The sequence below is a fragment of the Vibrio sp. 1CM8B genome, from assembly GCF_023161685.1.
Taxonomy (GTDB): Bacteria; Pseudomonadota; Gammaproteobacteria; order Enterobacterales; family Vibrionaceae; genus Vibrio; species Vibrio coralliirubri.
The window spans coordinates 25,434-52,054 of sequence record NZ_JALNTU010000004.1; the positions used below are offsets into that span (position 1 = coordinate 25,434).

Annotated in this window: 22 protein-coding genes; 15 read left to right on the forward strand and 7 right to left on the reverse strand. The window is 43.4% G+C overall.

What is annotated here, in order from left to right; all coding sequences use genetic code 11:
• The first annotated feature begins 146 nt into the window (after positions 1–146).
• Positions 147–758: an ACP phosphodiesterase gene (locus MSG36_RS08990; RefSeq protein WP_248367384.1), complete on the forward strand. Its 612-nt coding sequence runs from the start codon at positions 147–149 to the stop codon at positions 756–758.
• Between the two features lie 57 nt (positions 759–815).
• Entirely contained in the window at positions 816–2,087 is a 1,272-nt protein-coding gene (locus tag MSG36_RS08995; protein ID WP_248367387.1) for a DEAD/DEAH box helicase, read from the forward strand.
• Positions 2,088–2,214: 127 nt separating this feature from the next.
• Here MSG36_RS08995 and MSG36_RS09000 read toward each other — a convergent pair whose 3' ends face one another.
• Positions 2,215–2,955: a TetR/AcrR family transcriptional regulator gene (locus MSG36_RS09000; RefSeq protein WP_086967983.1), complete on the reverse strand. Its 741-nt coding sequence runs from the start codon at positions 2,953–2,955 to the stop codon at positions 2,215–2,217.
• Positions 2,956–3,105: 150 nt separating this feature from the next.
• On the opposite strand from MSG36_RS09000, the gene MSG36_RS09005 reads away from it, so the two are divergent.
• From MSG36_RS09005 to MSG36_RS09015, 3 genes are read left to right on the forward strand one after another with little or no spacing between them, the layout of a single operon-like run.
• Positions 3,106–4,194, forward strand: a complete 1,089-nt coding sequence (locus tag MSG36_RS09005; protein ID WP_248367389.1) for an efflux RND transporter periplasmic adaptor subunit — start codon at positions 3,106–3,108, stop codon at positions 4,192–4,194.
• The gene (locus MSG36_RS09010; protein WP_050620782.1) at positions 4,194–5,249 is read left to right on the forward strand and encodes an efflux RND transporter periplasmic adaptor subunit; all 1,056 of its coding nucleotides are present in this window, start codon (positions 4,194–4,196) and stop codon (positions 5,247–5,249) included. The genes MSG36_RS09005 and MSG36_RS09010 overlap by 1 nt, the downstream gene beginning before the upstream one ends.
• A complete protein-coding gene (locus MSG36_RS09015; RefSeq protein WP_248367392.1) occupies positions 5,246–8,305 on the forward strand; it encodes an efflux RND transporter permease subunit in 3,060 nt (1,019 codons plus the stop codon). The genes MSG36_RS09010 and MSG36_RS09015 overlap by 4 nt, the downstream gene beginning before the upstream one ends.
• Positions 8,306–8,485: 180 nt before the next feature.
• Here the strand turns inward: MSG36_RS09015 and MSG36_RS09020 are convergent, their stop codons facing one another.
• Together MSG36_RS09020 and MSG36_RS09025 are read right to left on the reverse strand one after the other, a co-directional pair.
• Entirely contained in the window at positions 8,486–9,223 is a 738-nt protein-coding gene (locus MSG36_RS09020) for an EAL domain-containing protein (RefSeq protein ID WP_017059824.1), read from the reverse strand.
• Positions 9,224–9,799: 576 nt separating this feature from the next.
• Positions 9,800–10,435: a hypothetical protein gene (locus MSG36_RS09025; protein ID WP_248367394.1), complete on the reverse strand. Its 636-nt coding sequence runs from the start codon at positions 10,433–10,435 to the stop codon at positions 9,800–9,802.
• 289 nt (positions 10,436–10,724) lie between these two features.
• Here MSG36_RS09025 and MSG36_RS09030 point away from each other — a divergent pair, with 289 nt between their 5' ends.
• The 3 genes from MSG36_RS09030 to MSG36_RS09040 all read left to right on the forward strand — a co-directional run bounded on the left by MSG36_RS09030 (position 10,725) and on the right by MSG36_RS09040 (position 12,261).
• Positions 10,725–10,970 (forward strand): DUF2164 domain-containing protein, encoded by a 246-nt coding sequence (locus MSG36_RS09030; RefSeq protein WP_017059821.1) that lies wholly within the window; start codon positions 10,725–10,727, stop codon positions 10,968–10,970.
• A 185-nt stretch (positions 10,971–11,155) separates the two neighbouring features.
• Positions 11,156–11,695 carry a cytochrome b gene (locus MSG36_RS09035; protein WP_048612518.1) on the forward strand — a complete coding sequence of 180 codons (540 nt, stop codon included), beginning with the start codon at positions 11,156–11,158 and terminating at the stop codon, positions 11,693–11,695.
• Positions 11,692–12,261, forward strand: coding sequence for a YceI family protein (locus tag MSG36_RS09040; RefSeq protein ID WP_017059819.1), 570 nt, complete (start codon positions 11,692–11,694; stop codon positions 12,259–12,261). The genes MSG36_RS09035 and MSG36_RS09040 overlap by 4 nt, the downstream gene beginning before the upstream one ends.
• A gap of 290 nt (positions 12,262–12,551) precedes the next feature.
• Here MSG36_RS09040 and focA read toward each other — a convergent pair whose 3' ends face one another.
• Entirely contained in the window at positions 12,552–14,003 is a 1,452-nt protein-coding gene (focA, locus tag MSG36_RS09045; protein ID WP_048608395.1) for a formate transporter FocA, read from the reverse strand.
• 259 nt (positions 14,004–14,262) lie between these two features.
• Here focA and MSG36_RS09050 point away from each other — a divergent pair, with 259 nt between their 5' ends.
• The gene (locus MSG36_RS09050) at positions 14,263–15,168 is read left to right on the forward strand and encodes a LysR substrate-binding domain-containing protein (RefSeq protein ID WP_048608394.1); all 906 of its coding nucleotides are present in this window, start codon (positions 14,263–14,265) and stop codon (positions 15,166–15,168) included.
• Between the two features lie 205 nt (positions 15,169–15,373).
• Complete coding sequence (locus tag MSG36_RS09055) at positions 15,374–15,868, forward strand: DUF1097 domain-containing protein (RefSeq protein ID WP_017059817.1); 495 nt, start codon at positions 15,374–15,376, stop codon at positions 15,866–15,868.
• Between the two features lie 171 nt (positions 15,869–16,039).
• On the opposite strand, the gene MSG36_RS09060 is transcribed toward MSG36_RS09055, so the two are convergent.
• Positions 16,040–17,803 carry an ATP-dependent endonuclease gene (locus MSG36_RS09060; RefSeq protein ID WP_248367396.1) on the reverse strand — a complete coding sequence of 588 codons (1,764 nt, stop codon included), beginning with the start codon at positions 17,801–17,803 and terminating at the stop codon, positions 16,040–16,042.
• 238 nt (positions 17,804–18,041) lie between these two features.
• Between MSG36_RS09060 and MSG36_RS09065 the strand changes: the two genes are divergently transcribed.
• The 5 genes from MSG36_RS09065 (at position 18,042) to MSG36_RS09085 (ending at position 24,254) form a co-directional block, all read left to right on the forward strand.
• Positions 18,042–19,781 carry a bifunctional UDP-sugar hydrolase/5'-nucleotidase gene (locus MSG36_RS09065; RefSeq protein ID WP_248367398.1) on the forward strand — a complete coding sequence of 580 codons (1,740 nt, stop codon included), beginning with the start codon at positions 18,042–18,044 and terminating at the stop codon, positions 19,779–19,781.
• Between the two features lie 562 nt (positions 19,782–20,343).
• Positions 20,344–21,345: a TerC/Alx family metal homeostasis membrane protein gene (locus tag MSG36_RS09070; protein ID WP_048612514.1), complete on the forward strand. Its 1,002-nt coding sequence runs from the start codon at positions 20,344–20,346 to the stop codon at positions 21,343–21,345.
• A 313-nt stretch (positions 21,346–21,658) separates the two neighbouring features.
• Positions 21,659–21,847 (forward strand): hypothetical protein, encoded by a 189-nt coding sequence (locus tag MSG36_RS09075; RefSeq protein WP_017059812.1) that lies wholly within the window; start codon positions 21,659–21,661, stop codon positions 21,845–21,847.
• Between the two features lie 175 nt (positions 21,848–22,022).
• Positions 22,023–22,763, forward strand: a complete 741-nt coding sequence (locus MSG36_RS09080; protein ID WP_248367400.1) for a DUF1223 domain-containing protein — start codon at positions 22,023–22,025, stop codon at positions 22,761–22,763.
• A gap of 201 nt (positions 22,764–22,964) precedes the next feature.
• Complete coding sequence (locus MSG36_RS09085; RefSeq protein ID WP_248367402.1) at positions 22,965–24,254, forward strand: DEAD/DEAH box helicase; 1,290 nt, start codon at positions 22,965–22,967, stop codon at positions 24,252–24,254.
• Between the two features lie 127 nt (positions 24,255–24,381).
• Here the strand turns inward: MSG36_RS09085 and MSG36_RS09090 are convergent, their stop codons facing one another.
• On the reverse strand, positions 24,382–25,737 hold the full coding sequence (locus MSG36_RS09090) for an FUSC family protein (protein ID WP_248367404.1): 1,356 nt from the start codon (positions 25,735–25,737) through the stop codon (positions 24,382–24,384).
• 13 nt (positions 25,738–25,750) lie between these two features.
• Positions 25,751–26,611: an HlyD family secretion protein gene (locus MSG36_RS09095; protein WP_248367407.1), complete on the reverse strand. Its 861-nt coding sequence runs from the start codon at positions 26,609–26,611 to the stop codon at positions 25,751–25,753.
• Between the last annotated feature and the right edge of the window lie 10 nt (positions 26,612–26,621).

A 26,621-nucleotide genomic window follows, 5' to 3' on the forward strand; every position in this document is an offset into this window, starting at 1 on the left:
GCTAAAGCTTCTCAAAGCAAACAATTCTAAACTGAGCAAATCTTATTCGCTCACACGTCATACCAAAACTATCCTCATTAAAGTTCGCGAAGATAAACGAGTACGTTTACCATGTTACTTAGTTCTCGATACTTTAATGAGGTTCAATGAACTTTCTCGCACACCTTCACATCGCCAAGCACTGTAACAGCAACTTAGCAGGTAACCTGTTAGGTGATTTTGTTAAAGGCGACCCTAATAAACACTACTCTGATTCCCTTTCTGACGGTATTAGGCTTCATCGATTTGTTGATAGCTATACTGATCGTCATGATGTATCTCGTTCTGCAAAATCACTTTTCTCAGACCAAACACGACGCTTTGCGCCTATCGCACTCGATGTATTTTGGGATCACTGCTTAGCCAATCATTGGGCTCAGTTTTCACAGCAGACATTAGAGCGTTTTTGTTTCGATAGCCATGAGCAGATCTTTGAACATCAAGAGCCACACTGGCCAGAAAATTTCGTTATGGTTCATCAGAAAATGGCTGAGCATAGATGGTTAGAGAGCTATCAAGACATGTCGTCTATAGAGGTGGTATTGCAGCGAATGGCGTTGAGAAGGCCCAAGCTCGGTATGCTCGAGGCATGTTACGATGACCTCGAACGTCACTACGATACGTTGCAGTGTCACTTTAATGAGCTTTATCCCAACGTTTTAGAAGAAGCGAAGCAGTTTAATACGCTTCAAATGAAGAAAAATCAAAAGGAAAGGTAAACAGCGTAATGCAGGTTTGCTACAATCCGCGCCTATTTAATCTTTGAGCATCATACTATGTCTGAATCTACAAAATCTTTTAACCAACTAGGATTATCTGAGCATCTTCTTGCCACGCTATCAGAGCTTAATTTTACGGTTCCGACCAGCGTTCAAGAACAAGCGATTCCATTGGTATTAGAAGGCAAAGATGTACTGGCTGGTGCTCAAACGGGTACAGGTAAAACGGCCGCGTTTGGTTTACCGATTATTCAAAGATTAATCGAGACAAAAGACAACGTTATTCCGAACCCTAAGCTCGTTCGTGCGCTTGTGTTAGTACCAACTCGTGAATTGGCACAACAGGTTTTCGATAACTTAACTAGCTACGCAAAGGGCACCGACATTAAAGTCGTGGTGGCTTACGGCGGCGTTAGCATGAAGGTGCAAACTGATAACCTACGCGGTGGCGCAGATATTCTTGTCGCGACGCCTGGTCGCCTTATTGATCACATGTTCACTAGAAACATCATGTTGAGCCAAACGGAAGTACTGGTACTGGATGAAGCTGACCGTATGTTAGATATGGGTTTCATGCCTGACATCAAGCGTATTCTTTCTCGCATGAACGAAGTGCGTCAAACCCTGTTCTTCTCTGCAACGTTTGATAACAAAATCAAAGCGATTGCACACCGTATGATGCAAAAGCCAAGTGAAATTCAAGTTACGCCAAAAAACAGCACTGCTGAAACCGTAACACAGATGGTTTACCCGGTAGATAAGTCGCGTAAAAGTGAATTATTAGCGTATTTGATTGGCTCAAAAAACTGGCAACAAGTGTTGGTGTTCACTAAGACTAAGCAGGGCACTGATGCTCTCGTTAAAGAGCTTAAGTTAGACGGCATTAAAGCGGCATCAATCAATGGCGATAAGAGCCAAGGTGCGCGTCAAAAAGCCTTAGACGATTTCAAGTCAGGCAAAGTTCGTGCGTTGATCGCGACCGACGTGGCAGCTCGTGGTATCGATATCCAACAGTTAGAACAAGTTGTGAACTATGACATGCCATTCAAAGCAGAAGATTACGTTCACCGTATCGGACGAACTGGCCGTGCGGGCAACAGTGGTTTAGCGATCTCTTTGATGAGTCAGGACGAAGCTTACCTACTGGGTGATATTGAGCGATTACTTGATACACGCTTGCCTCAAGAGTGGCTAGAGGGCTTTGAACCAAGCCTAGAAAAAGATCTAGCACCCGATCGTGGTGGTCGCAGCAAGAGCCGTTCATCAGAAAAACGTAAGATGAAAGCAAAGCTTAAGATTCATCAAAATCGTGGTAAAGCACGTCGCTAACAAGCTGGCCAAAGCTCCAGTTTAGAGATCTCTACATATAAAAATGCGCCGTTACAGTTAATTCTGTAACGGCGCATTTTTGTTTCAAGTAAATCAAATTACGACCAAGGAAGATAAAAACATTGGATTAATGATGTTCTTGATTGCACTTCCATTCACATGGCACTTCGTAAATTAGCTCTTCAATCGAGGTTGGATTTAGAACCCACTCTTCACCAATATTGAACTTGCTCACCATCTGCGTGTTGAAAAGCTGCCAATGCTTAAGTAGGGCATCTTCGGGTGAGGTGACCATATCACCTTCATTCCAAGTGCTCTCCATAAAGGGAGTGAGACATACTGCTCCGTGCGCATACATGATCATTTGCCACTTAATCTCATAAATGTTGATCAAGCTCTCTGGATTCGCATCGTTATATTGTTCAGCTAACATGTTGATTTCTTTTTCGACATCGCCAACATTGTCGATAAAGTAATCGACCAAGTTATCTTTTTGACGAACAGAGTCAGTGATAAGTTGCATCGGTTTTCGTGAGTGAATCATGTTGCTAAAGAGGCGCATACTAAATAAATAGATAGTAATGTTTGGTGCGACGTCTTTTGGTAATTCTTCCATAATCTTAGCAATATAAGACTGAAAATAGGCGTGTAAACAATCGCTTATCGCATGCCAGATTTTTTCTTTGCTGCCAAAGTGGTGGCGAATAAGGCTATGCGATACACCTGCTTTCTCACTGATGTTACGAAGCGAAACGCTATCATAACCCTGCTCACAGAACATATCCGCAGCAACACCCATGATCAAAAATCTAGTCTCTTCAGCGTCTTTTGCGCTTCTTCTACCTTGTTTCTTTTCGGTCATCTTCATTTCACATAATTACCTGATTACCACATTCTACACTGTTTTTACTGAAATAAAAAATACTGCACAACTGGAAAGTAAAGCTTGAGAATTATTTAATATTAAATATACTGCCCACCTGTGTAATAAATCATAATAATTAAATGGAGAGGCATCATGCAGTCCAATTTGTCTATCAATGCCATATCGAGCAAGCGCATGGGAGCTGTTATTGCAGCACTATTGCTCGCAGGCTCTCTAACTGGATGTGACAAAGTTCAGTCAGAGGAAAATGAGCAGGTAATCAAGCCAGTCAAGCTGTTCGAAATCCCGCAACAGACTGATATTGATCTTGATAGCTTCATTGCAAAGGTTGATGCAACTGACCGTGCGGCACTTTCTTTCCAAGTAGGTGGTGATATAGAAACCTTCGATGTTCGTATGGGACAAGAAGTGAAGAAAGGTCAGGTGTTAGCCGTATTAGACGCGACGGATTACCGTATTGCCGTTGACGCAGCCCAAGCTAAATTTGATCTTGCAAACAGCCAATACAAACAAGCTTCTGAGCTATATGCGAAAAAACTGGTCAGTACCGATTACTACGACCAAGCCGTAAACACTTTTACTGCCGCTGAAGTTGAGTTGGACCAAGCAAAAACAAACCTTGGCTACACTACCTTAGTTGCTCCATTCGATGGCGTGGTATCGATGGTGTTTGGAAAGCAATATCAATTGATCGCAGAAAAGCAGCCAGTACTGAATATTTTGAATCACAGTGAAATGGATGTGACATTTTCAATTCCAGTATCAAAGCTTGAAGACCGTTCTATTCAAGACCTAACGAGCTCAAACATGTGGGTTGTGATGGACAGCCACCGCGGTATTCGTATCTCGACTCGCTTCAAAGAAATCTCGACGCAACCAGATGAAGACACCAACAGCTACCAAGCGGTTGTGTCTATCGAAAAGCCAGAAGGCATCAATCTACTTTCTGGTATGACAGCGCAAGTTGAAGTTCAGAAAAGTAAATCTGACTACGGCATTGGTATTGTGGATTCAGCTTGGTTAAACAAAGACGCAGGCCATGGTGAATTATGGCGCTATAACCCTGACTCTCAACTGATTTCTAAAGTACAAGTCCTTCTTGATGAGCAAGGCAAGGTTATCGACGGATTGTCGTCTGGTGACCTTATCGTTGAAGCGGGTGTGGATGTGTTATCAGACGGACAACAAGTAAAAGCTTGGCTTCGTGAGGGCGGTATTTAATGAACCTTTCAAAATTATCAGTTGTTGTCGCGTCGGCTCTGTTACTTCAAGCCTGTAACAATGAAGCTGTACACCGTGAACAACCGCCTCTGTTGGTTTCTACCTTTGAAGTTGGCGCGCCGCTGACTAATCAGTTCAGAAGTTTTAATGGGCAGGTGATGCCAGCTGAATTGACTCCCTTGGCATTTAAGCTAGCAGGCGAGATTCAACAAGTACTAGTCGAAGCGGGCGATAACGTCGAAAAAGGGCAGTTATTAGCCACCTTAGATAATGCAACGTACGTCCAAGATCTGACTGATGCTCAATCTCAATTCAAACTGGCGAGCAAACAGTTGGCTCGTGGTACTGAGATGTTTGGCAGCGAAATGTTATCGCAATCAGAACACGACCAACTGACGGCTAACTACAAGCTCGCATCGGCGAATTTGGCGGCGGCAAAACGCAAGCTAAGTTACACAGAGCTTCTTGCGCCATTCTCCGGAACAGTCTCAACTGTCGATAAGCAACGATTCGAAAATACGACGCCTGGAGAAACACTACTGAGTGTGTACCAGAACGACAAAGTGTATGTGCGAATTCAAGTATCAGATTCGATCTTGGCGTCAATTAGCCCAGATATGCGTTCAAATAGCTATCGTCCTGAGGCGACCTTTGGCGGTCACACAGGCCAGTATCCACTGACGTATCTTGAACACACCAGCGAATTGCACCCACAATCCCGTACCTACGAGTTTTGGATGCAGATGCAGCAGCCTGAAAGTGAAATTCTGCCGGGCACGAGCGTTACGGTGAACGTGGATATGGCGAAAGCCGGCTTGAGCGATGTTCAAGGCTACCAGTTACCAATGACAACACTAGAAGCTGGCTCTGAAGCGAATCAATTCTATGTGTGGAAAATGGAAGACGGGCAAGCATTCAAAAGCGAAGTAGAAGTCGACAAGATCAGTGGCCAAGGCGCATTAATCGCTCATGGCGTTGAGCAAGGTGATCGACTCGTAAACTCGAATCTAAGAAAACTCCGTGACGGAATCCAATTGTCAGGAAAAGCAGAATGAACATCGCAGAATATTCAATAAAAAACAAAGTAATCAGCTGGCTGTTTCTAGTCATTTTAGCCATTGGCGGTGTGTCGTCTTTTGGCAACCTATCCCGTTTAGAAGACCCAGCTTTTACCATTAAAGATGCAATGATTATTTCAACTTACCCTGGCGCAACGTCAATGGAAGTTGAAGAGGAGTTGACGTATCCACTTGAAAAAGAGATACGACAGCTCCCTTACATCGATAAGATCACATCGACCTCATCGAATGGTATGTCTCAAATTATGGTCAGCATGAAGATGGACTACGGTCCGGACGAGCTACCACAAATCTGGGATGAAATGCGTCGTAAGATCAACGACCTACAGCCAATGCTGCCGAGTGGTGTTAACTCTGTTCAGATCATCGATGATTTTGGTGATGTGTTTGGCGTGATGATCATGCTGACGGGTGATGGTTACGATTACGTCGAGCTCAAACAGTATGCTGATTATCTCACACGTGAAATCGAACTGGTTGAAGGCGTAGGCAAGGTAAGTATCGCAGGCGACCAACAAGAGCAATTGTTCGTTGAGATGTCACTTGAGCGTTTAGCGGCGTTAAATCTAGACATGTCGACGGTGACAGCATTGCTCGCACAGCAAAACAGTGTGGTATCGGCTGGCGAGGTAATGCTCAATGGTCAAAGCCTAACCATCAAACCTAACGGCACCCTGAGCACGGTTGAAGAGTTAGAAAACTTAATCATTCATGGTCGCGATACGGGTAACCTAATTCGCTTGAAAGATGTCGCTGAGGTCACTCGCGGAATCCAAGAAAAACCAGGGAATGTATTAACTTACAACGGCAAACCAGCGATCAACCTAGGCATTGCGTTCTCTTCAGGCGTAAACGTCGTCGAAATTGGTAACGCGCTTGATGCAGAACTTGATCGTTTAGAAAGCATTAAGCCAGCCGGTGTTGAGTTGAATTACTTCTACAACCAAGCACAAGAAGTGGACAAGTCCGTTGCTGATTTCTTGATCAGCCTAGTGGAAGCGGTCGCAATTGTTATCATCGTACTTCTGTTCGCGATGGGCTTACGCAGTGGTTTGATCATCGGTTTAGTATTGCTACTGACGGTGTTCGGTACGTTCATCTTGATGGACTACAACGATGTTGAACTGCACCGTATCTCGCTGGGCGCTTTGATCATTGCGCTAGGTATGCTGGTGGATAACGCGATTGTTGTCGTTGAAGGTATTTTGGTTGGCTTGAAGAAAGGCAAAACCAAGCTTCGAGCAGCGAAAGACATCGTGAAGCAAACACAATGGCCACTGTTAGGTGCGACCATTATCGCTATCACAGCGTTTGCACCGATTGGTTTGTCGAAAGATGCGACAGGCGAGTTCATGGGTTCGCTGTTCTGGGTACTGTGTTTCTCACTGTTTTTGAGTTGGGTAACAGCACTAACACTAACGCCATTCCTTGCCGAGATGTTGCTTAAAGAAGAAGACAAGGTTGATGAGAACGAAGACCCATACAAAGGCATCCTTTTTGTTGTATTCGGTGCGTGTCTGAAAGTAGCACTTCGATTTAGATGGCTTACCGTAGTCAGTATGGTCGCGCTATTGGCAGTTTCTGTGGTCGGTTTTGGTATGGTGAAGCAGCAGTTCTTCCCGCCATCAAACACGCCAATGTTCTATGTAGACATGTGGATGCCGGAAGGCACTGATGTTCGTGAAACGATCAAGCAGACAGAAAAAGTTGAAAGCTACATTCGCCAGCAAGACGATGTTGAGTTTGTGACAACAACGGTTGGACAGGGCATGCAACGCTTTGCGCTGACATATCAACCCGAGAAAAGTTACGAAGCGTACAGTCAACTGCAGGTACGAACGACTGACCGAGACACCATGTTTAAAGTCCTCGAAGGGCTAGACAAGGACTTGGCCAATAAATTTGAGCAACCTACGTTCCAATTTAAACTGATTGAGTTTGGCCCGTCGCCAGCTTCAAAAATAGAAGCTCGCATTAGTGGAGCAGACCCGCAGATCCTTCGTAGCATCGCTGTTGAGGTAGAAGACATCTTGTTGGCGGACCCTGGTTCTCGAAATGTGCGTCATGACTGGCGCGAACGCACCAAAGAACTCGTGCCATTGTTTAACGAATCAAAGGCACGTCGCCTTGGCATTTCAAAGACGGATCTGTCTGAGACACTACAGATGGCATTTGGCGGTTACAACATCGGTCTACTGCGTGATGGTACGCACATGTTACCTATCGTGGCACGCCTGCCTGAAGAAGAGCGTTTTGACTTTGAATCACTGAACAATGTGAAGATTTGGAGCCCATCACTGCAAACCTATATCCCTGTAGAGCAAGTGATCGATGGGGTTGAGCTTCAATGGTCTGAGCCACTGATTCAACGTCGTGACAGAAAGCGTACGTTAACGGTTCTGGCTGATCACGATGTATTGGGTGATGAAACACCAGCTAGCTTGTTTGCTCGAGTAAAGCCAAAGGTTGAAGCACTCGATTTACCAGCAGGTTACAACATTAGTTGGGGCGGCGAGTACGAGAGTTCTAAAGATGCTCAAGAATCTCTATTTGGTTCACTGCCAATGGGTTACTTGCTGATGTTTATTATCACTATGCTTCTGTTTAACTCGGTTCGTAAGCCACTTGTGATTTGGTTTACGGTGCCACTCTCTATCATTGGTGTTTCGATTGGTCTGTTAGGTACTAATATGCCATTCAGCTTCACTGCGTTCTTAGGTCTATTGAGTCTAAGTGGCATGATTTTGAAGAACGGCATCGTATTGCTTGACCAGATCAACAGTGAGCTACAAACAGGTAAAGACCCATATTTAGCCATTGTCGATAGCGCGATCAGTCGTGTGCGACCGGTATCTATGGCAGCACTAACGACTATCTTGGGCATGATTCCCTTGGTATTCGATGCATTTTTCGGCTCGATGGCGATTACCATCATGGCAGGCTTAGGCTTTGCTACCGTACTAACGCTAATAGTAGTACCGGTGATGTTCGCTATTTTATATAGAATCAAACCGTCCACTGCGGGTTATTAGGGAATGATATAAAACAGATTCTTTTAAGCCAGCCCAGTCAAATTTGACTGGGTTTTTTTATGCGTGTTGTCCCGTCCTGTAATGTGTTGACACGTGAGAGCGGCAAGAGGGTACGAATAGGCAAGCATTAAAAAAGCCGCTACTCAATGGTCAAGCGGCTTTGAGAAGGATAGGGCGATTCTAGATTGCTAGGCGTATGTCTAATTCAATCGGTTTTGGCATGGCTAAGTGATAGCCTTGATACATATTGAAGCCTAAGCTCTGCATAGCTTGGAGTTGTTGTTGGGTTTCTATGCCTTCAATCACTGTCTTTGCGCCAATTTGGTTTGCAAGATCAAGCACTAACTCCATTTCTCGAGTGTCGCCTTGTTCAAAGTCCAACATAACCGAGCGGTCTATCTTGATGATATGAGGGTTAATGTGACGAACGCGTTGTTCGGTTGATGCTTGTGTTCCAAAATCATCGACCGCTATTTGAAAGCCATTATCCGCAAGAGAAAGAGCGGCATCTTTCAAACGCTCTTCACTTTCTGCATTAAGCTCTACCAACTCCATCACTATCTGTTCACATGAAAGGTTAAGCTCGTGAAGGCGTTTAGCTAACAAGCTATCGCTGACCTTCTCTGCAGCAAACAACTCACCAACGTTTGGAAGAACGTTCAAAAATAGGTGTAAATGACGGATTGTCGATTGTGCGAAGTTACGGATATGAATCGCTCGACTCAGCCTCTCGACATTGATTTTGTCTGTGCTTGAGGTTTCGTCGGAATGGAAGAAGTGATCAGGACGAACAATATCACCTTTGTTATTTGAAATGCGCACCAAAGCCTCAACACCTATTTGAGTCATAGAAGAGTCGAATATAGGTTGATAGACGCTCCTAAGCGTCAGGTCTTGGTATTTCGCAATAAACTGCATATCAGCATCTACGGATATACAGCTAATAAATTCACTTCTGTCTGATAAAATCATAGTCGCTAGTAAAGAGGGCTTATTCAATGGCGGACGTACATGTCGCGGCTGTCACAATATTGACAGGTGTAAGTAAATTGTCAATTAATAAAAACTCATTTGTAGAGCCAATATTTAAATAAATATAATTAACGAAAAAACAGCATGATAATTGATATTAGTCATTAAAATTACTTATCATTCACCATTAATAATGACTATTGTGAATTTAATCTCTGAGTAATCTATCTCATATCAACACCAATCAATATAAGCTTTCAACGCTAATACACCAGGTAAAAGTAAGGATAAAGCCTCAGGTTATGGGGGAATGTCAAAGTTACATTATTAACAAACAACTCTGTTTGCATATAAATGATATCTACTTCTCAAAATATGAACGATGAGCTGATAAGTTATTATTTTATCGAAGATAAACTTTGATTGATTATTGGGTAGGGCTTGAGTTGGGTTTTATAAAATATTGGGATGGAGGTCTAACTATTTACTTTCAAGACTGATTAAAAAAGTTGACCCGTATTCTTACTGCCATTGAAGTACTGCGTAAAGTTGCAGGTATTTACGAACCAGTTGTTTATTTCCTGACCGCTTTAAAGGGTGTCCAAATTTAATGAAGCAAGGGCTGATTTTAAAATTATTATTTAAGTCAGTAGCGAATTGAGAATCACTCTCTCTTAGCGTGATACCTTGTTGGCTATATTCCGTGATCTCGTCTGGGAGTTCACCCATCCACCAATGCAATAATTCGCCACTGTTTTTACTTCGGCTAATCCAATGGTCGGAGACAATGATCAAAACGTCATTGGGTTGAATGGAAAATCCATACTCTTGTTGCCAATTATGGATGTCCAACATCAACTTCCTACGACACGTTTTCCCGGCGCTCACCATATGATGACTGATCATCCAAACGGTACCTATTTCGGAAGATATTCGGAAGTGTCGAGGCGTTTCGCCAGAAGAAAGCATTTCAAGTGGGCTGATGTTGCTTGCATGATTAAAGCTAACGAAGGTGTGCTCCATTCGGCGAGCAAATGCCTTTCCTATATGGTGCTCACTGATCCCTTGATTGTGCACCGTAGGGTAGTGGCGTTCACAGAGCTTTAGGCAATCGTCTTGAAACTGATTAACGCTTTTAATCACTAGATCTAATAACAATGAAGTCCCTTATACACGGTTACTATCTTATTGATGGGCAATAGTACGGTAATTGCGGTGCCATTACCTATCGTCAAAGTGCGAGTTCTTGATCCCTCTATCAAAATTAGCCATAACTGAGCGATTTTATGGATAGCACTGGCACTCTACTGGTCTGTAAACTAAATTATGAGGAATTATAGCTAGTTAGAAAACTTCAACTGATTAGCAAAGTTACAGTGAGCTAACGAAATTATAGTTTAGTTAGCGAATCACGATTGATCTACCTACTCTTTATTTGGAAACATTCATGACCATTCAATTAGATTCGAAACAAAAGTCTGAGCTTACTCATACGCTCCAAAAGTACCTGCAAGATGAACTCGATGTGGAGCTTGGTCAGTTCGACACGGAGTTCTTGGTCGATTTCATCAGCAAAAAATTTGGCGCAGTTTATTACAACAAGGGGATAGAAGACGCTCAAAAAGTGATGGAACGTAAGATGTTAGACATCTCAGATGAACTCTACGAGATCGAACAAATCGTTGAGATTTAAACCCAACAAGCGCTTGTTAGACAAAGAAATTTATCAATAAAGCAACTTGTTCAAAAATTTCGAATAACTCGTTTAATTTGAAATGATGTAACTAATGTAAAGCTTGGTAAATAATATGTTACACAAACTTAGTGTAGGGTACGATTTTCAAAACTACACGACTCGTTAACATTCGGAAGAGATGCATGGACAACAACGTTAGAAATTACAACCCTTTAGCTAGAGCGATGCATTGGATTTCAGCACTCGCGATATTTGGTTTGTTTGGTGTAGGCCTGTGGATGGTTGATCTTTCATACTACAGCGAGTGGTACAAAACAGCACCAGACTACCACCGCTCGGTAGGCATTCTTTTGGCTGCTGTTACCGTTATCCGCTTGGTTTGGAAGCTAGTTACCGCGTCACCTAAAGTGGAAGGTAAAAGCTATGAAGTTGTAGCAGCGAAGATCGCTCACGGCTTTATGTACATTAACTTAGCAGTTTTATTTATTTCAGGTTATTTGATTTCAACATCAGATGGTCGCGGGATCGACGTATTCAATTGGTTCACTGTACCAAGTATGGGTGAACTGTTTGCAAACCAATCTGATCTCGCAGGAACGATTCACTACTATGCTGCATGGGTACTGATCATCATGGCATCAGTGCACGCCTTAGCGGCGATAAAACACCACGTTATCGACAAAGACGATACGCTACGAAAAATGATAGGAGCTTCAAAATGAAAAAGTCAATTATCGCTACAGGATTAGCATTTGCAATGGCAATGCCTTTCGCTGCGAACGCCGCTGATTACGTGATTGATACAAAAGGTGCGCATGCTTCAGTTAACTTTAAAGTTAGCCACCTAGGTTACAGCTTTATCCAAGGTCGTTTTAACACATTCTCAGGTGACTTCTCATTTGATGAAAGCAACGTTGAAGCGTCTACAGTAAACGTAACGGTTGATACTACAAGCCTTGATTCAAACCACGCAGAGCGTGATAAGCATATCCGTAGCGGTGATTTCATCGATGCTGGTAAGTTTTCTGATGCGACATTCAACAGCACAAAAGTGGTTGATAAAGGTGACGGCAAACTTGAAGTTATGGGTGATCTGAAACTTCACGGTGTGACTAAGCCTATCGTTATCGAAGCTGAATTCATCGGTGCTGGTCAAGACCCATGGGGCGGTGAGCGTGCAGGTTTCGTTGGTACAACTCGTCTAGAGCTTGCTGACTTCAACATTCCAGTAATGGGCGCTTCAAGCTATGTAGATATGGATCTACACGTTGAAGGCGTAAAGAAGTAATCTAGCTTTCTAGCTTTCTAGCTTTCTAGCTTTCTGACAGGTATCAACATTTTTTAGAGACATCAAAATTTTGGTCGATACTAAATAGGTCAGCAGTTAGAAATAGAGAAAGGCGCAAAGTTTTCACTTTGCGCCTTTTTTATTGAGATAAATGGCAACGTGTTTAGGTCTGTTTTGTGTCAAACCGTTTAGTACGTTAAAAGCCACCATTTGCCTCTAGCCAGTCAACGTTGCCATGACTGAGTTATCTAATTGAACTACTAATCCCTAATAGTTCACCTTAAGATTAGTTAAGCCGTTTCTAGTTCAGCTTTAGGAACCACGTTTAGTCGGTCACCGTAGATTGGACGCAGTGCTTGCATTACTTCAATACGAGTCAACACACCCACCATTACGCCATTTTCTAACACTGGAAGCATATGTGGTTGGCTAACTTTCATCGCTTTTGCACGCTCTTCTAGAGAAAGAGATGTCAGGCGAGTTGCGAAGCCCATGCTTGTCGTCGGGTACAGTTGCTCTTTGTCGATGCATAGGAACTCAGCAACGTCTACTAGCTTGTCGTTTGCATCGATTGCCACAACATCACGGCTCATTAGGTCTACGACTTTTTGGCCTTTAGTTGGGATGTAATCTTGGCACCAAAGGTCAACCATTACGTCATGAACAGAGAAGATACCCACTAGACGGCCTTCAACATCACAAACAGGAGCGCTAACAAGTTGCGCGTCTAAAAGTGTATCAATCGCGACTGATGTTGGCATTTCTACGCTCAGTGTAATTGGTTGAGTGTTCATGATTTGCTTGATAGTAGTTGCTGTGTTCATAGTAATTTCCTTAACTGACGTAATTTCTGTTGTTTGTGTGATAGCAGTAATTTTTGCTGCTTTAAGTTGTGGGCGACGGTAGATACTCCAGTTGGCTAAGCCGACCAATACTGAACCACCTACGATGTTGCCGATTGTCACTGGTATTAAGTTTGCGGTGACAAATTGCATGACGTTTAAGTCTGCGTACTGCGCTGGTGTTGCGCCGATTTGCATCCAGAAGCTTTCCGGGGCGAATGTTTGAATCGTGATGCCTAGAGGAACCATGAACATATTCGCCACACAGTGTTCAAAGCCTGAGCTTACGAACATTGCAACGGGTAACACGGTCATCATTGCTTTGGTCATTGCGTTAGCAGAGCTGAACGTTAACCAAATGGCTAAACACACCAACAAGTTACAAAGCACACCCAAAGCAAACGCTTGAACTGGGCTGTGGTGCAGCTTGTGTTGAGCAATGTTTAGAGCGTTTAAGCCCCATTGCCCGCCATCCAGTTGATACAAGCCTGCAGCGCTTACCAAAGCCAATAGGAACATGGCACCGATAAAGTTGCCGACATACACCTTGCCCCAGATAGACAGCATCTTAGTGAAGGTGATTTGCTTGTTAGCCCATGAGATGCTCGATAACACTGAGCTGGTAAATAGCTCACCACCGCAAATCACAATCAAGATCAAACCCATACTGAAGGCAAGACCGCCGGCTAAGCGACTTAATCCCCATCCAGCATCAGCGCTGCCCGTGGTTACCGTGATGTAGAATAGAAAAGCAAGCCCGATGAATGCGCCAGCCATGATTGCCAAACTCAATGTCATGCTGCTGGTTTTATTTGCTTTACTTAATGCAAACTTCTCTGCTTCCGCCATCATTTCTGTTGGTGAGAACAGTTGATGATTTTCAGAAGTGCTGGTTGCCATATCCCCCCCTTGAACAATCCGTCATGTGTAATTCCTAGTGTTAATGACTTGGTTAATCAGTAATGTTTTGCAGGGCTCGTTGTGTCCTGCCATTTCAGATTAGGGCGTTGAGGGGTAGAGGTAAAATTGATAATTTTTAGAAACCACATCAAATTTATTGATATAGATTTGGTTACGCGTAGAATGAAATTGATTGCTCATCGGCTTTATAAAAAACGAGCATCAGGACACAAATAATTAAAAGCATTAAGGATGAATTTTGCGTTATTCATTAAAGCAACTCGCGGTATTTGATGCAGTAGCAGACTCCGGGAGCGTTAGTCAGGCAGCAGACAAATTGGCGTTGACTCAGTCGGCGACAAGTATGTCTCTTGCACAGTTGGAAAAAATGCTCGGCAGGCCTTTGTTTGAAAGGCAGGGCAAGCAAATGGCCCTGACTCATTGGGGCATGTGGTTAAGGCCAAAAGCGAAACGTTTACTGCAAGATGCGCAGCAAATTGAGATGGGTTTTTACGAGCAGCATTTGTTGAGTGGCGAACTCAAATTAGGTGCTAGCCAAACTCCAGCGGAACACCTCGTTCCGGATCTCATCAGTATTATTGATAACGACTTTCCTGAGATGCGAATCTCGCTTGGCGTGCAAAGTACCGACGCAGTCATTGATGGTGTATTAGATTATCAATATGACTTGGGCGTTATCGAAGGTCGTTGTGATGACAACCGAGTTCACCAAGAAGTGTGGTGTACTGACCATTTAACGGTTGTTACGTCGGCCCATCACCCGTTTGCGAAGCGTGAACGAGTAAGCTTGGCACAGTTAGAACAAGCGAAGTGGGTATTACGCGAACATGGTTCGGGTACTCGCAAAGTTTTTGATAGCTCTATTCATCATTTAATTGGCGATCTCGATGTTTGGCGAGAGTATGAACACGTTCCTGTTTTAAGAAGTTTGGTTGCAAACGGCCCATATTTAACGTGTTTACCTTATCTAGATGTCGAACAGTTTGTTGAGTCAGGTCAACTGGTGACGTTGAATGTTCCTGAGCTTGAAATGGAAAGAACCTTGTCCTTTATTTGGCGTGCTGACATGGCAGAGAACCCACTTGCTGAATGTATCAAGCGTGAAGGTAAGCGCATGATGAAAGGCAAACGGTCGGTTCTTTAGTCACTATTCAACACCAATGCTAATAACTAAATGTGTTGAATAAGCGATTTCGGTCTCTATATGGTGATAAATACATGTTCGCATACATTATTAATGTGATCGTGATCGGCTAAATAAGGGCTATCTTCCCATAGTATGCTTACTTGATTTTAAGTGAGGCTAAATCCGGTTGCGGACAATTACGTAATTAGGCTTTAGAAATAGTATGAGTACATTAGTCGCGATTTCATTAACAACAGGTATTTTGTCAGGTCTATGGGGATGGATTGCTATCTCTTTCGGCTTATTGTCATGGGCAGGTTTCTTAGGTTGCACCAGTTACTTTGCTTCGCCAACTGGCGGCGTTAAAGGACTAGCAGGTAGCCTATTGACCAACATGACAGGCGTATTCTGGGCAATGGTGATTATCGAAAGCTCAACCTTCGCAGGGTTAGAGATTTTAGGCTACATGATTACTGCTATTGTGGCTTTCTTTATGTGTATTCAAGCGAAACAAGCGTGGCTAGGTTATATCCCAGGAACCTTCATCGGTTGCTGTGCGACGTTTGCTGCAGGTGGCGATTGGCAACTTGTAGTACCATCTTTACTGCTTGGTGGTGTATTTGGATACTTAATGAAAGCAACGGGGCTATGGCTTCACGAGAAATCGACTCAATCTTCGGAAGTTGTTGAACAACACGCTAAACAGGCAAAGGCTTAATTCGTTAACCTAACCTTAGCTAGTCACTGTGAACTCTTGCAAGATAACCCCCAATTAATTTGTATATCGATTTATACAGGCACACCGTTTGGTGTGCCTTTTTTGGTTGAGGCGACTAGCTAAATATTTCATCAGTAGAGCAACTGATAGTATCTATAAGACAAATTATGCTTAGGTATTTCCGTTCGCCATGGTGATCACGCGTTTTAATGTCCATCTTAATAAAAGCGGTATGCATTCTTGTCCTTGATTCTCGCAATGAGAAACAATGGCGAGTGCAAGGTCGGGTTTTGCATGTTTCTTCAATACCTTGGCAACCACTTTCTTCGGAGGGATAGGGTGATCGTATGGAATCTTAACCATGTCACGGAAAAAGCTCTCAAACCCATTCATATAAAGGTAATGCTCGATATCTTTATCAGGCAGTTCCGTGAGTCGATGTCTTTCCTGATCATTACCAAGCTTCGATAACACTGTCGCGGCATACTTTTTACCAGCGGCATCGCCGTCAGTCACCACATGCCAATCAATACCAAACTCTTGCGCGACCTTAATCAGCGCCTTAAGCCCCGATTGAGCGAACTCTATAATTTGCACACCTTCCGCGGCTAGGTTATAGCCACATTGGTTGGCAAGTTCATTGAACAACCAAACCTCGGTTTCACCTTCGACTAATAGCCAACAGCGAGCAAACAGTGCCCCAGAGCGGTGGAAGCGGATATGAAAACCAATTCGACGAAGTTCATCCTTACTGAAATGGTTCATGTTGAGTTGATTGGCGATGGTTTTATCTGACTGACGAACCAAGCGACGAATCGATTGAAGTGGGACCGCCGCAAGTAGGTCGCCACTGTTGGTGGTGAGGATTTTCTGCATGGGCAACTTCTGCATCAAGCTCCAAGCTCTTGCCAAGTGTGTTGGGTGCAATCGACCTTCTGGATCTTCAAGGATCAAAAGAGGGCGTGCACATCGTCTTAAGTCGTTTGGCCCTTTAGCTTGTAGATAAGCGTTAAGTAACCCCATGAATAATAAGCGGGTTTGTTTATTTTTGGTTTCTTCGACGAGTTGATGAATACTCTGATCATTGGCACCCGCAGAATAAAGCAATCCGTCTCGCTGTTTTCTAGGGTTACGACGAGAAGTACTTTTGAAAGAAAAATAGTGCTCAATCAAACTTTGCATCGACTCTAGGCTACTGCGCATTTCACCTTTATTAACATGACCAGGAATCGCCATTAGACGACGGCATGTGTTGTCGATTCGTTTTTCTATTCTTGCTTGGCGACCATTACCGTTATTGGCACCGTTTCCGTTTGTGCCATTTCCATTGCTAGCGTGATGATTCCCGTTTGAATTTGCATTATTAGCGTGACTGTTATTAGCGTGAACATTACTAGGCAGGTGAGCATTGTGGTTAAGGGACTTGCCGTTGAAAGGACGATCAAAGTGCCTTGCATCACGCAAACGGATGACGGGATGTAAGGTCATTAATTCTTGAGCTAGCTTTTCAGAATGATGAAGCTTGAGCGGATTACCGTCCAAACCGAGAAATGCATAGTGTGTGGTTGTCTCATACTGTTCTAACGTCGCGCTGATTCGGTAATAGATGCGAAATACGCCAAACTCATCTTGAACCCAAATAGGTTTGAGTTTGCGATAACGACCTGCGTTAAGTTCGCTCTTTTCGTTAGCTTTTAAAGCGAGAACAATTTGAAGGTGTTGAGACTGTGGATGTGAAACTGAGTAATCGACATGAAAATCGGTCATTTCAAAGTGATATGGCACACCGTCTGAGGGCAGAACGACGGAAAGGGCATCCAATAATGAAGACTTACCCCAAGTATTTTCACCAATAAGTGTGGTTAGCTCGTCAAACGCGAGTGACATGCGCTTGATACCTCGAAAGCCAGAAATCTCGATTCTTTCTAGTTGCATAGGCTTACTCCTAACGGAAGGCTCTGCTAATTATTTGAAAGCTAACAGATATCTTTAATCATAATCGAAAAATCCAAATCCGGTATGCTCACCTGTCACAAAACCCGTTGTTTATTAATACGGTGCAAAATGAGATTTTTGATCTATCTCGAGTATTTTTTTGCAGTGCAGTTTCATAAAATTCACGATTCTGTCATGATTCTCGACCTAGTATGAAGGGACAAAGAGAGAAGAAAATATGACTAAAAAGAATAAGCCGACAAAAATAGTGTTGGCACACATCAACGACACCCACTCATACTTTGAACCAACCTCGTTACAGCTATCACTTAAAATGAACAACCACATCATTGAACCTTATGTCAGTGCTGGTGGCTTTGCTCGAATTTCAACACGCTTCAAACAAATAGAACAAGATGCCCAGCGTCAGAAGGTTGGAACCTTATTCCTGCACGCTGGCGACTGCTTCCAGGGCACTTTGTACTTTTCTTTATTCAAAGGAAAAGCCAACGCCGATTTGTTGAATGCCCTTAATATAGATGCCATGACGCTCGGTAATCACGAGTTAGACATGGGTAATGAGCCCGTTGCGATTTTCGCGAAAAGAATCAAATTCCCACTGTTGGCTGGTAACTGGAATCTATCGAATGAGGATATCAAAAAAACTCATACGCTAGCGGACAACGACATTGTTAAGCCTTATCTGCCTGAAACACGAAGTGCTTCTTTTATAACGAAAGAGTTTGATGGCGAGAAGGTCGCAATATTCGGCTTAAGCATCGACAAGATGGCAGGCATCGCTAACCCAGATATCGATACACCGTTTGAAAATGCTTTGGAAACAGCTAAATCGACCATTGAGCAAATCCATCAAGCAGGCATCAACAAGATTGTGTTACTTAGTCATCTTGGTTACGAGGCTGATTTAGAGTTAGCAGCCAACGTAACAGGTATTGGCGTCATCGTTGGTGGTCATAGTCATCGCTTACAAGGTGATTTCTCTGATATCGGCTTAGTTAAAGATGATGAATACGGTGTGAAAATTGGCGATACCTATGTTGTCCAAGCGGGTTTCCACGCCATGAGCCTAGGACACTGCGAAATTGAGTTCGATTCTCAAGGTAAAGTGACGCACTTCAATGGTAAAAACGAACTGTTATTAGGCCGTCGACTCTTTATAGACGCGAAACTGAGTGAAGTAGGGCAAGACGATGCTCATGATATGGCGTGTGAGTTTTTGAACAATCACCTCAATATCGCAGTGTGTAAGAAAGATCCTGAACTGCAGAGCATTCTGACGGATAAATACCAGCCGCGAGTACGAAAGCTTCAGCAGCAAGTGATTGCTCATGCAGCCACTAAACTTCGCCATGTACGTATCCCAGATGATAAAGGTCCGAGCCAACTAGCCCCTTTGGTTGCTCAATCATTTCACCATCTAATGAATAAGAAAGGGCATCAGGTTGACTTTGCCATTCACAACGCCGGTGGTGTTAGAAATTCACTGAATAGCGGCGATGTTTCTGTTGCCGATATTGCCGGAAAACTACTACCGTTTGCCGTACCCATTGGTGTGTATGAAGTAAAAGGTGAAACGATCGCTGGTATGCTTGAAGGTGCAATCAATAACGCGATTGATAATGGTGTCGTGGGCACAGGTTCAGGCAGCTTTCCTTATACGCATAACCTAAGGTTTTGTTACCACAAAGAAGCGCCTTTAGGGCACAGGATTCACCATCTAGAAATCCACTCTGATGATTCAGGTTGGCAAGCTGTTTCTCGCAACCGCATATACCGTGGCGCGTCGTCTGCCTACACAATGAAAGGGAAAGAGGGCTATAACGCTGTGTTGGATATGATCGGTGATGGCACGGTAACCACTGACTCTATGGCAGACTGCTTCATCGAGTTTCTGCAAGACCACCCAGAGTCGCTTCAACTCAATGAACCGTTGAATTGCATGGAGTGTTTTAGATAACCACAACTGATGCTGATGCTTAATGTTATTACGTTGGGTTATTTATAAAATTGGCATTGTTTATGCTTTATCTCTGCAGGTCGCCTACTTGTGGAGATATGCATGGATAAGAAAGATTGGTTAGATGCGGTAGCGGTTGTCGGTTGGGTGTCAGTTTGGTCAGCGTTAGTGTATTTGGTGCCTACTACAGGTTTGTAATGGTTCTGCGCGCTGGATAAGACTAGCTTTTGAACAGCCGCAGTATTCTTATTATCAATACACGCTGTACCAAGCGTAAGTGGAAGAAATAAAAAAGGAGCAGATTGCTCCTTTTTTGCTTTTTCCGTGCAAATTTATATAGACGAAACACAATCAGAGGATTATTATCCACGCGTTTGGGGAGTAGTTAGCGCAAGTTTACATATCGTCATCTCGTTAGGCCAAGAGTCTATCCGGTATGTAAAGGTGAAATCCCATATTTCACTTCAACGAGACCAACGCAATCACAGTCAAGATCCGTAATGGAACTTGATATGCTTTGTTTGCGGAAGGTCTTTGTACAGTTCTTCCGCCCGGAGGAATAATGAACTCAACTCAATCTCTATTATCTACAAATAGTGAATCCTTTTTTTCATCGCCAATCATGACGACTTATGCGGGCTTTTTCCTGCTGACGGTTATTCTCGTCTCTATTGATATCTATCAGACTCGTGGCGGCAACGTTACTATCAAGAAAGCGGCAATCTGGAGTGTATTCTGGTTTGTACTTGCGTTTTTGTTTGCTGGCTCGATTTACCTATTTTGGGACATTTATGCGCCGAATAGTGACTACACAGCGCAAAAAGCAACCGTGTCATTCATTACGGGTTACTTGTTAGAAAAATCCCTTAGCGTAGACAACTTGTTTGTTTTTGCGATGATCTTTGCTCAATACCAAGTTCCTGAGCATCTAAGACCTCGTGCGCTTCTTTGGGGGGTAATTGGTGCATTGGTGCTTCGTGCAATTATGATCGCACTAGGCGCACAGCTATTGGCGGAATACCACTGGGTACTTTACGTGTTCGCTGCGTTCTTGATTGGTACGGGTATTAAGCTGGCATTAGACAAGGGCGAAGAAGAGAGTGTGAATACACTGCCTGAAAAGCTACTTCGTAAAGTGATGCCGGTAACAGAGGATTTCCATGGCCCTGCATTAATGGTTAAACAGGGTGCTAAATGGGCATTCACTCCAATGATGTTGGTCATCGGTGCGATCGCAGTGATGGACGTGATGTTTGCATTGGACTCTATACCTGCGATCTTTGCGGTAACACAAGAACCGTTCTTGGTATTAGCGGCAAACGTATTTGCGTTACTTGGCCTTCGTTCGTTGTATTTTGTACTGCAAGGTATGATGGACAAGTTCATCTACTTGAAACCGGCACTGGCATTCATCATGGTGTTCATCGGTGTGAAAATGCTATTGGTTGACAGTGAGTGGGCTATCCCAACTTATTGGTCGCTTGCTGTGCTGATTTCGACTATGACGATTGCGGTTATAGCGTCGGTTTATGCGAAGAAGCCAGGCATTGAACAAGTAAATTAAAAACAAATATAACTTATCGAAAATTCGATAATGAACACGTGGCTGATGAAGTGGAAAATTTATTTATGTAAATTTTTTGTGACATTGGCCACTGTTGTTTGCGGGATATTTGTACTAAATGCATGATTTAAACACTACATTGAATTTATACTCACATAGTCTGCATATCTATCTTGTGGTATTGTTAATGGTTTGTTTTATTAGAAAAACTAATCCCAAAATCTAATTTTAGTCATTTTTTAACCGGCAAAAGATCACCTATTATTCTTGTCATCAGAACGAAACACATTAATAAATTTATAGAGAGGCAATCATGGCTCAAGCAGTACAAATGAATACTATCGCTGTTCCTAACTCTATGGATAAGAAGACCTACTCGGTTAACTTCAAAGGATTGATTGCACACATTTTCGATATTCTTTTCGTAGACAACTCTCCACGTAGTTACTACGCAAGCGACCTATCTGGTCACATGCAACGCGATATCGGTATTAACCGTTAATCTCAGCGTTAACATGTAAATATAGAATTTTAAGAAAACGCCAGCTTCTAAAGCTGGCGTTTTTGTATCTGAAATAAACTCTACCTCTTCGTAAACTGAGCACCTGAAAGAAAAACCTAGGCATCACGGTCTGTATTTGAGCGTCATTCAATTCGCTTTGTACAAGGATCTCGGTATGTCACACGCCAAACGCAATTCATCATTGATCAAATTTTGTTTATTTGCCTTACCGATCGGCTTCTATTCCTCAGTGTCGCTTGCACAAACCTGGAGTAATCAAGGCCAGCCCGCACAGGTTATCGAGCTCTTCACATCTGAAGGTTGTTCAAGTTGTCCACCTGCTGATGCTTACCTAAGTACTTTTGAAGACCATCCCAAACTTTGGACAAAAATCATTCTGCTTGCCTATCACGTCGATTATTGGGATTACCTAGGTTGGGGCGACAAGTTCGCGAGTAAGGCGTTCAGTCAGAAGCAACGACTGTATAAAGCTTACGGCTTAACAAGTGGGGTTTACACGCCGGGCTTTGTTGTCGATGGAAAAGAGTGGCGCGGTTACTTTAACTGGTTAGACAGAACGTTACCTTCGCTTAAACAACAAAATAACCCCAAGCTAACGGTCAACCATAAAGGCGATACGTTCAGCGTAAGTTACGAAGGTAAAGGCGATTATGTTGCTCATATAGCTTTACTGGCGATGAACGAAGTCACCAGTGTTAAGGCGGGCGAGAACAGGGGTAAGAAACTCGAGCATGATTTTGTCGTGGTTTACGACGGTTACCAACGTGGTGAGTCTGAATGGCAATTTAATATCAATTTCGAGCCACTCGTGGCAACACCAGACGCAGTAGCCGTTTGGTTGACCGAGCCGAACTCATATACACCGGAACAAACGGTAGCAGGGTGGCTAAACTAACTGCCAACCACGACAATTGCGTAGCTAGAATATTCTTAAACGAATTAGGTACGGCGAGTATCGAGGTTCTCACATCAATAACTTGGTTTCTGATGGGTATTAATCGGTGAAATAGAAGCGAAAGGGCGATTTAGTTACGTAATACTGCTGAAATACGTTAATATAGCGCGCTATTATTTTAGCTTTGAGTTCCTGCAATTAATGACTAACACCACTACACCAACCAACTTCTCTGATCTTGGCTTAATCTCTCCTTTGATGGCTCGTTTATCTGAGCTTGAATACCAACAGCCAACGCCTATCCAAGCGCAAGTTATTCCAAGTGTGTTAGCAGGACGCGATTTAATTGCAGGCGCAAATACCGGTTCAGGTAAAACCGCAGCATTTGCACTGCCACTGTTACAAAAGATTCATGAAGATGCCCCTCTGGACCGTCGTTCAGGCAAAGGTAACTTTGTTTCTGGCCTTATCCTGGTGCCTACTCGTGAACTTGCTAAGCAAGTGGCTGACAGCGTTAAGTCTTACGCTGTGCATTTCAATGGCGCGATTAAAACGGTTTGTGTGTTTGGTGGTGTATCGGTAAACACTCAGATGCAGGCGCTACGTGGCGGCACTGATATTTTGGTGGCAACACCGGGTCGTCTGCTTGACCTTATTTCAAGCAACGCTATCAAGCTAGACAAAGTAAAAACGTTAGTGCTTGATGAAGCTGACCGAATGCTAAGCCTAGGTTTTACCGAAGAACTTGATGCAATCTTGAAGCTCTTGCCGAACAAGAAACAAACCTTGTTGTTCTCTGCAACTTTCCCAGAGCAAGTTAAAACGCTGACTCACGAACTTCTAAGCGATCCAATTGAAGTTCAACTTCAAAGTGCCAATGCGAGCACACTGGTTCAACGTGTATTCGAAGTAGAAAAAGGTCGCAAGACAGCGTTACTCGCACACCTAATTCAACAACACGAATGGCGCCAAGCTCTGATCTTCGTTAATGCGAAGAACAGCTGTGAACACTTAGCAGACAAGCTTTACAAGCGCGGTATCATCGCAGAAGTATTCCACGGCGATAAAGGGCAAGGTTCACGTACTCGTATCCTAGAAGATTTCAAATCTGGCGAGATTGATGTTCTTATCGCGACAGACATCGCGGCACGTGGTCTGGATATTGAGAAGCTTCCTGTGGTAATCAACTTTGACTTGCCGCGTAGCCCATCAGACTACATGCACCGTATCGGCCGAAGTGGTCGTGCAGGCGAGGTTGGTCTTGCACTATCTCTGATCGATCACGAAGATTACCACCACTTCAAAATCATCGAGAAGAAGAACAAGATTCGTCTTGAGCGTGAGCAAATTGAAGGCTTTGAAGTGGATGAAGAAGCGACAGCTGAACTTATCGCTGCACTAAAACCTGTTGCGCCACCGGCTGGTACAGGCAAGAAGAAAAAGAAGAAGAAAGCTCCACAAAACCAAGATGTGTGGCTAAACAACAACTGATCTTGAGTCAGTAAACTATATGAGTCAGCGAGCTATATGACTCGGTAAACAATAGACATTCAAAAGGCGCTTAATTGCGCCTTTTTTGTTTTTCTAATCCCAAGTTAAGCGAATCCGCGTAACGAGACTAAGCGATACTTTTGACTCTAAAAAGGTCGGTAAATAATTTGCCTATCATCAAAATGATGAGCAGTGTGGTTAACATTAGCAATGGTGTTTGAATCTGATAAACCGGTGTTAGATTAAGCGCGCCAGATGTCAGTACGACCAGCAGGTTTATACCAAGTATTCGATGCACCATAAGTTTAGGTGTCGCAAACACTTTCCATATCACTATGCTGTTGATGAAATAGAACAACGCCAATTGCCACAATTCAGTCATCATCGGCATGATAAAGATATATTGAAGCAAGATAACCGTGCCCGTTCCAATGACACCAAAAAACGCATCCTTAATAACACTTGGCGGCATAGTTGGAAGCATTGAAGAAAATATGCCAGCAATCATCGGGAAAATAAAACCACCCGGTACAGGCAGGTATATCCAAACCAATAACGACGTGACGAACATCGAGACACCTTGTAAGACTTTTCTCCCATCTTCATTAAGGTGTTGAACAAACGTACGGTGCTCATGGTGCCAAGAAACGTTTTTCTTCTCACTCATTACAAATGGCACATCATCAATTAGTGACGTGTTTGGTGCCATTAACTCCAGTTTTTCCATTTTTTGGGTGAGAGCGACCCAATCAATAGTTTGAGTCAGTTCACCCGAGGCGATCTCAAGCAGACGCTCTTGAATATGCGCCATCTCATTGATTCGTAAACGCCATGCGTGAATATTTTCTTTTAGGTGATAACTGCCAGTGAGCGGCAAATCCAACAGTTGATAGAGCTTTTCAATATTAGCGGTATTGGATTCTAGGGCTTCTATATCAAGGTTATTGGTATCGCTCATTGCTGTTATGAGTGTTTCTCTGCTTGTTTCAAAACGTTGTACAAAGTTCTGCTCAGTGTTTACAGGCCAGATCAGACGATAAACAATCGAGAAGGTGATAACGCCAAGTAGAGTTTCTTGTATTCGAAGCACTGCAAAATAGAATGTAATTTGGTTATCGAATCCACCCATACAAGAGATGATGGAGCAAACTGCAAAGCCTATGGAAAAGACATAACCGTATTTTTCATCACTCGACATGAAGATGCATGTACCGAGAAATAAGGTGAAAAACATCAGAAATAGAAAGCGGTCCTGAGAAAACATCGCAATCAAGAAAAAGGCATAACCAGTCCCTAATAAGGTGCCCATTAATCGGTTATGACCTTTGTTTATTGAATGAGCAAAGCTCTCGTTCAGTGCCATGACCGCAACCGCAATTGCCGCCCAATAAGGTTTCTCCCATTGAAACCACAACGCAACACAGATAGAGATAACAATAGCGAGAGCCGCTTTAATGGCTTCTTTTGTTGATGCACTGAACATAAAAGCCATCCAACTATTTGATTATTTTGAGTGAAGCTGTCATGCCAACACGAAGTTGTAAGTCTTCAGGCACGTTATCAAGCTCTACTTTGACTGGTATACGTTGAGCAAGACGAATCCATTGAAAGTTTGGGTTCACGTTAGGAAGAAGGTCATTACCTGTGCTGCCGTCTTGTGTTGCAATACCAAAGCCAATGCTTTTGATATGGCCTTCTAATTGAATATTGTTGTGCATCATAAGAGTGACAAGCGCTTTGTCGTTAGGGCCAACATTCACCAGATCAGTTTCTTTGAAATAGCCTTCGATCCAGAAACTGTCTTCATCGATCAGCGCAACTACCGGTGTATTGGCGACGACTTGAGAGCCTTCTCGTAGGTTTAAATTCGTGATGTAACCGTTGGTTGGCGCGTACATTTTGGTGTATTCAAGATTTAAATGCGCTTCTTCAACGTTGGCTTTTGCTAGTGCAACGTTAGCTGCATTTGTCTCAACCGCGTTATTCAGGTTATTCAATGTCAGCACTGGCATAGCGCCAGGTGTTCTCTTTTCTAAGTTCAACGCGCGTTGCTCTTCGTTTTTAGCTTTTGCTAAGAGCGCGCGAGCCTGTTTCTGTGTCGCCAACGCTTTATTGTAGGCCGCTTGGTAAATGCTTGGGTCGATCTCAAACAGCAAGTCGCCTTTAGCCACCTGTGAGTTGTCCTCAATATGGACTTTAGTCACTTGCCCTGTAACTCGGGGAGTAATTGAAACAATGTAAGCGCTGACCTGACCATCTCTAGTCCAGGGATTACTCGAATAAGATTGGTAATAGCTATAAACCACAGAGCTTGCGGCAATGACCAGTACTAGCGTGATGAGATAACGTTTAATCAAGGTGAATGCC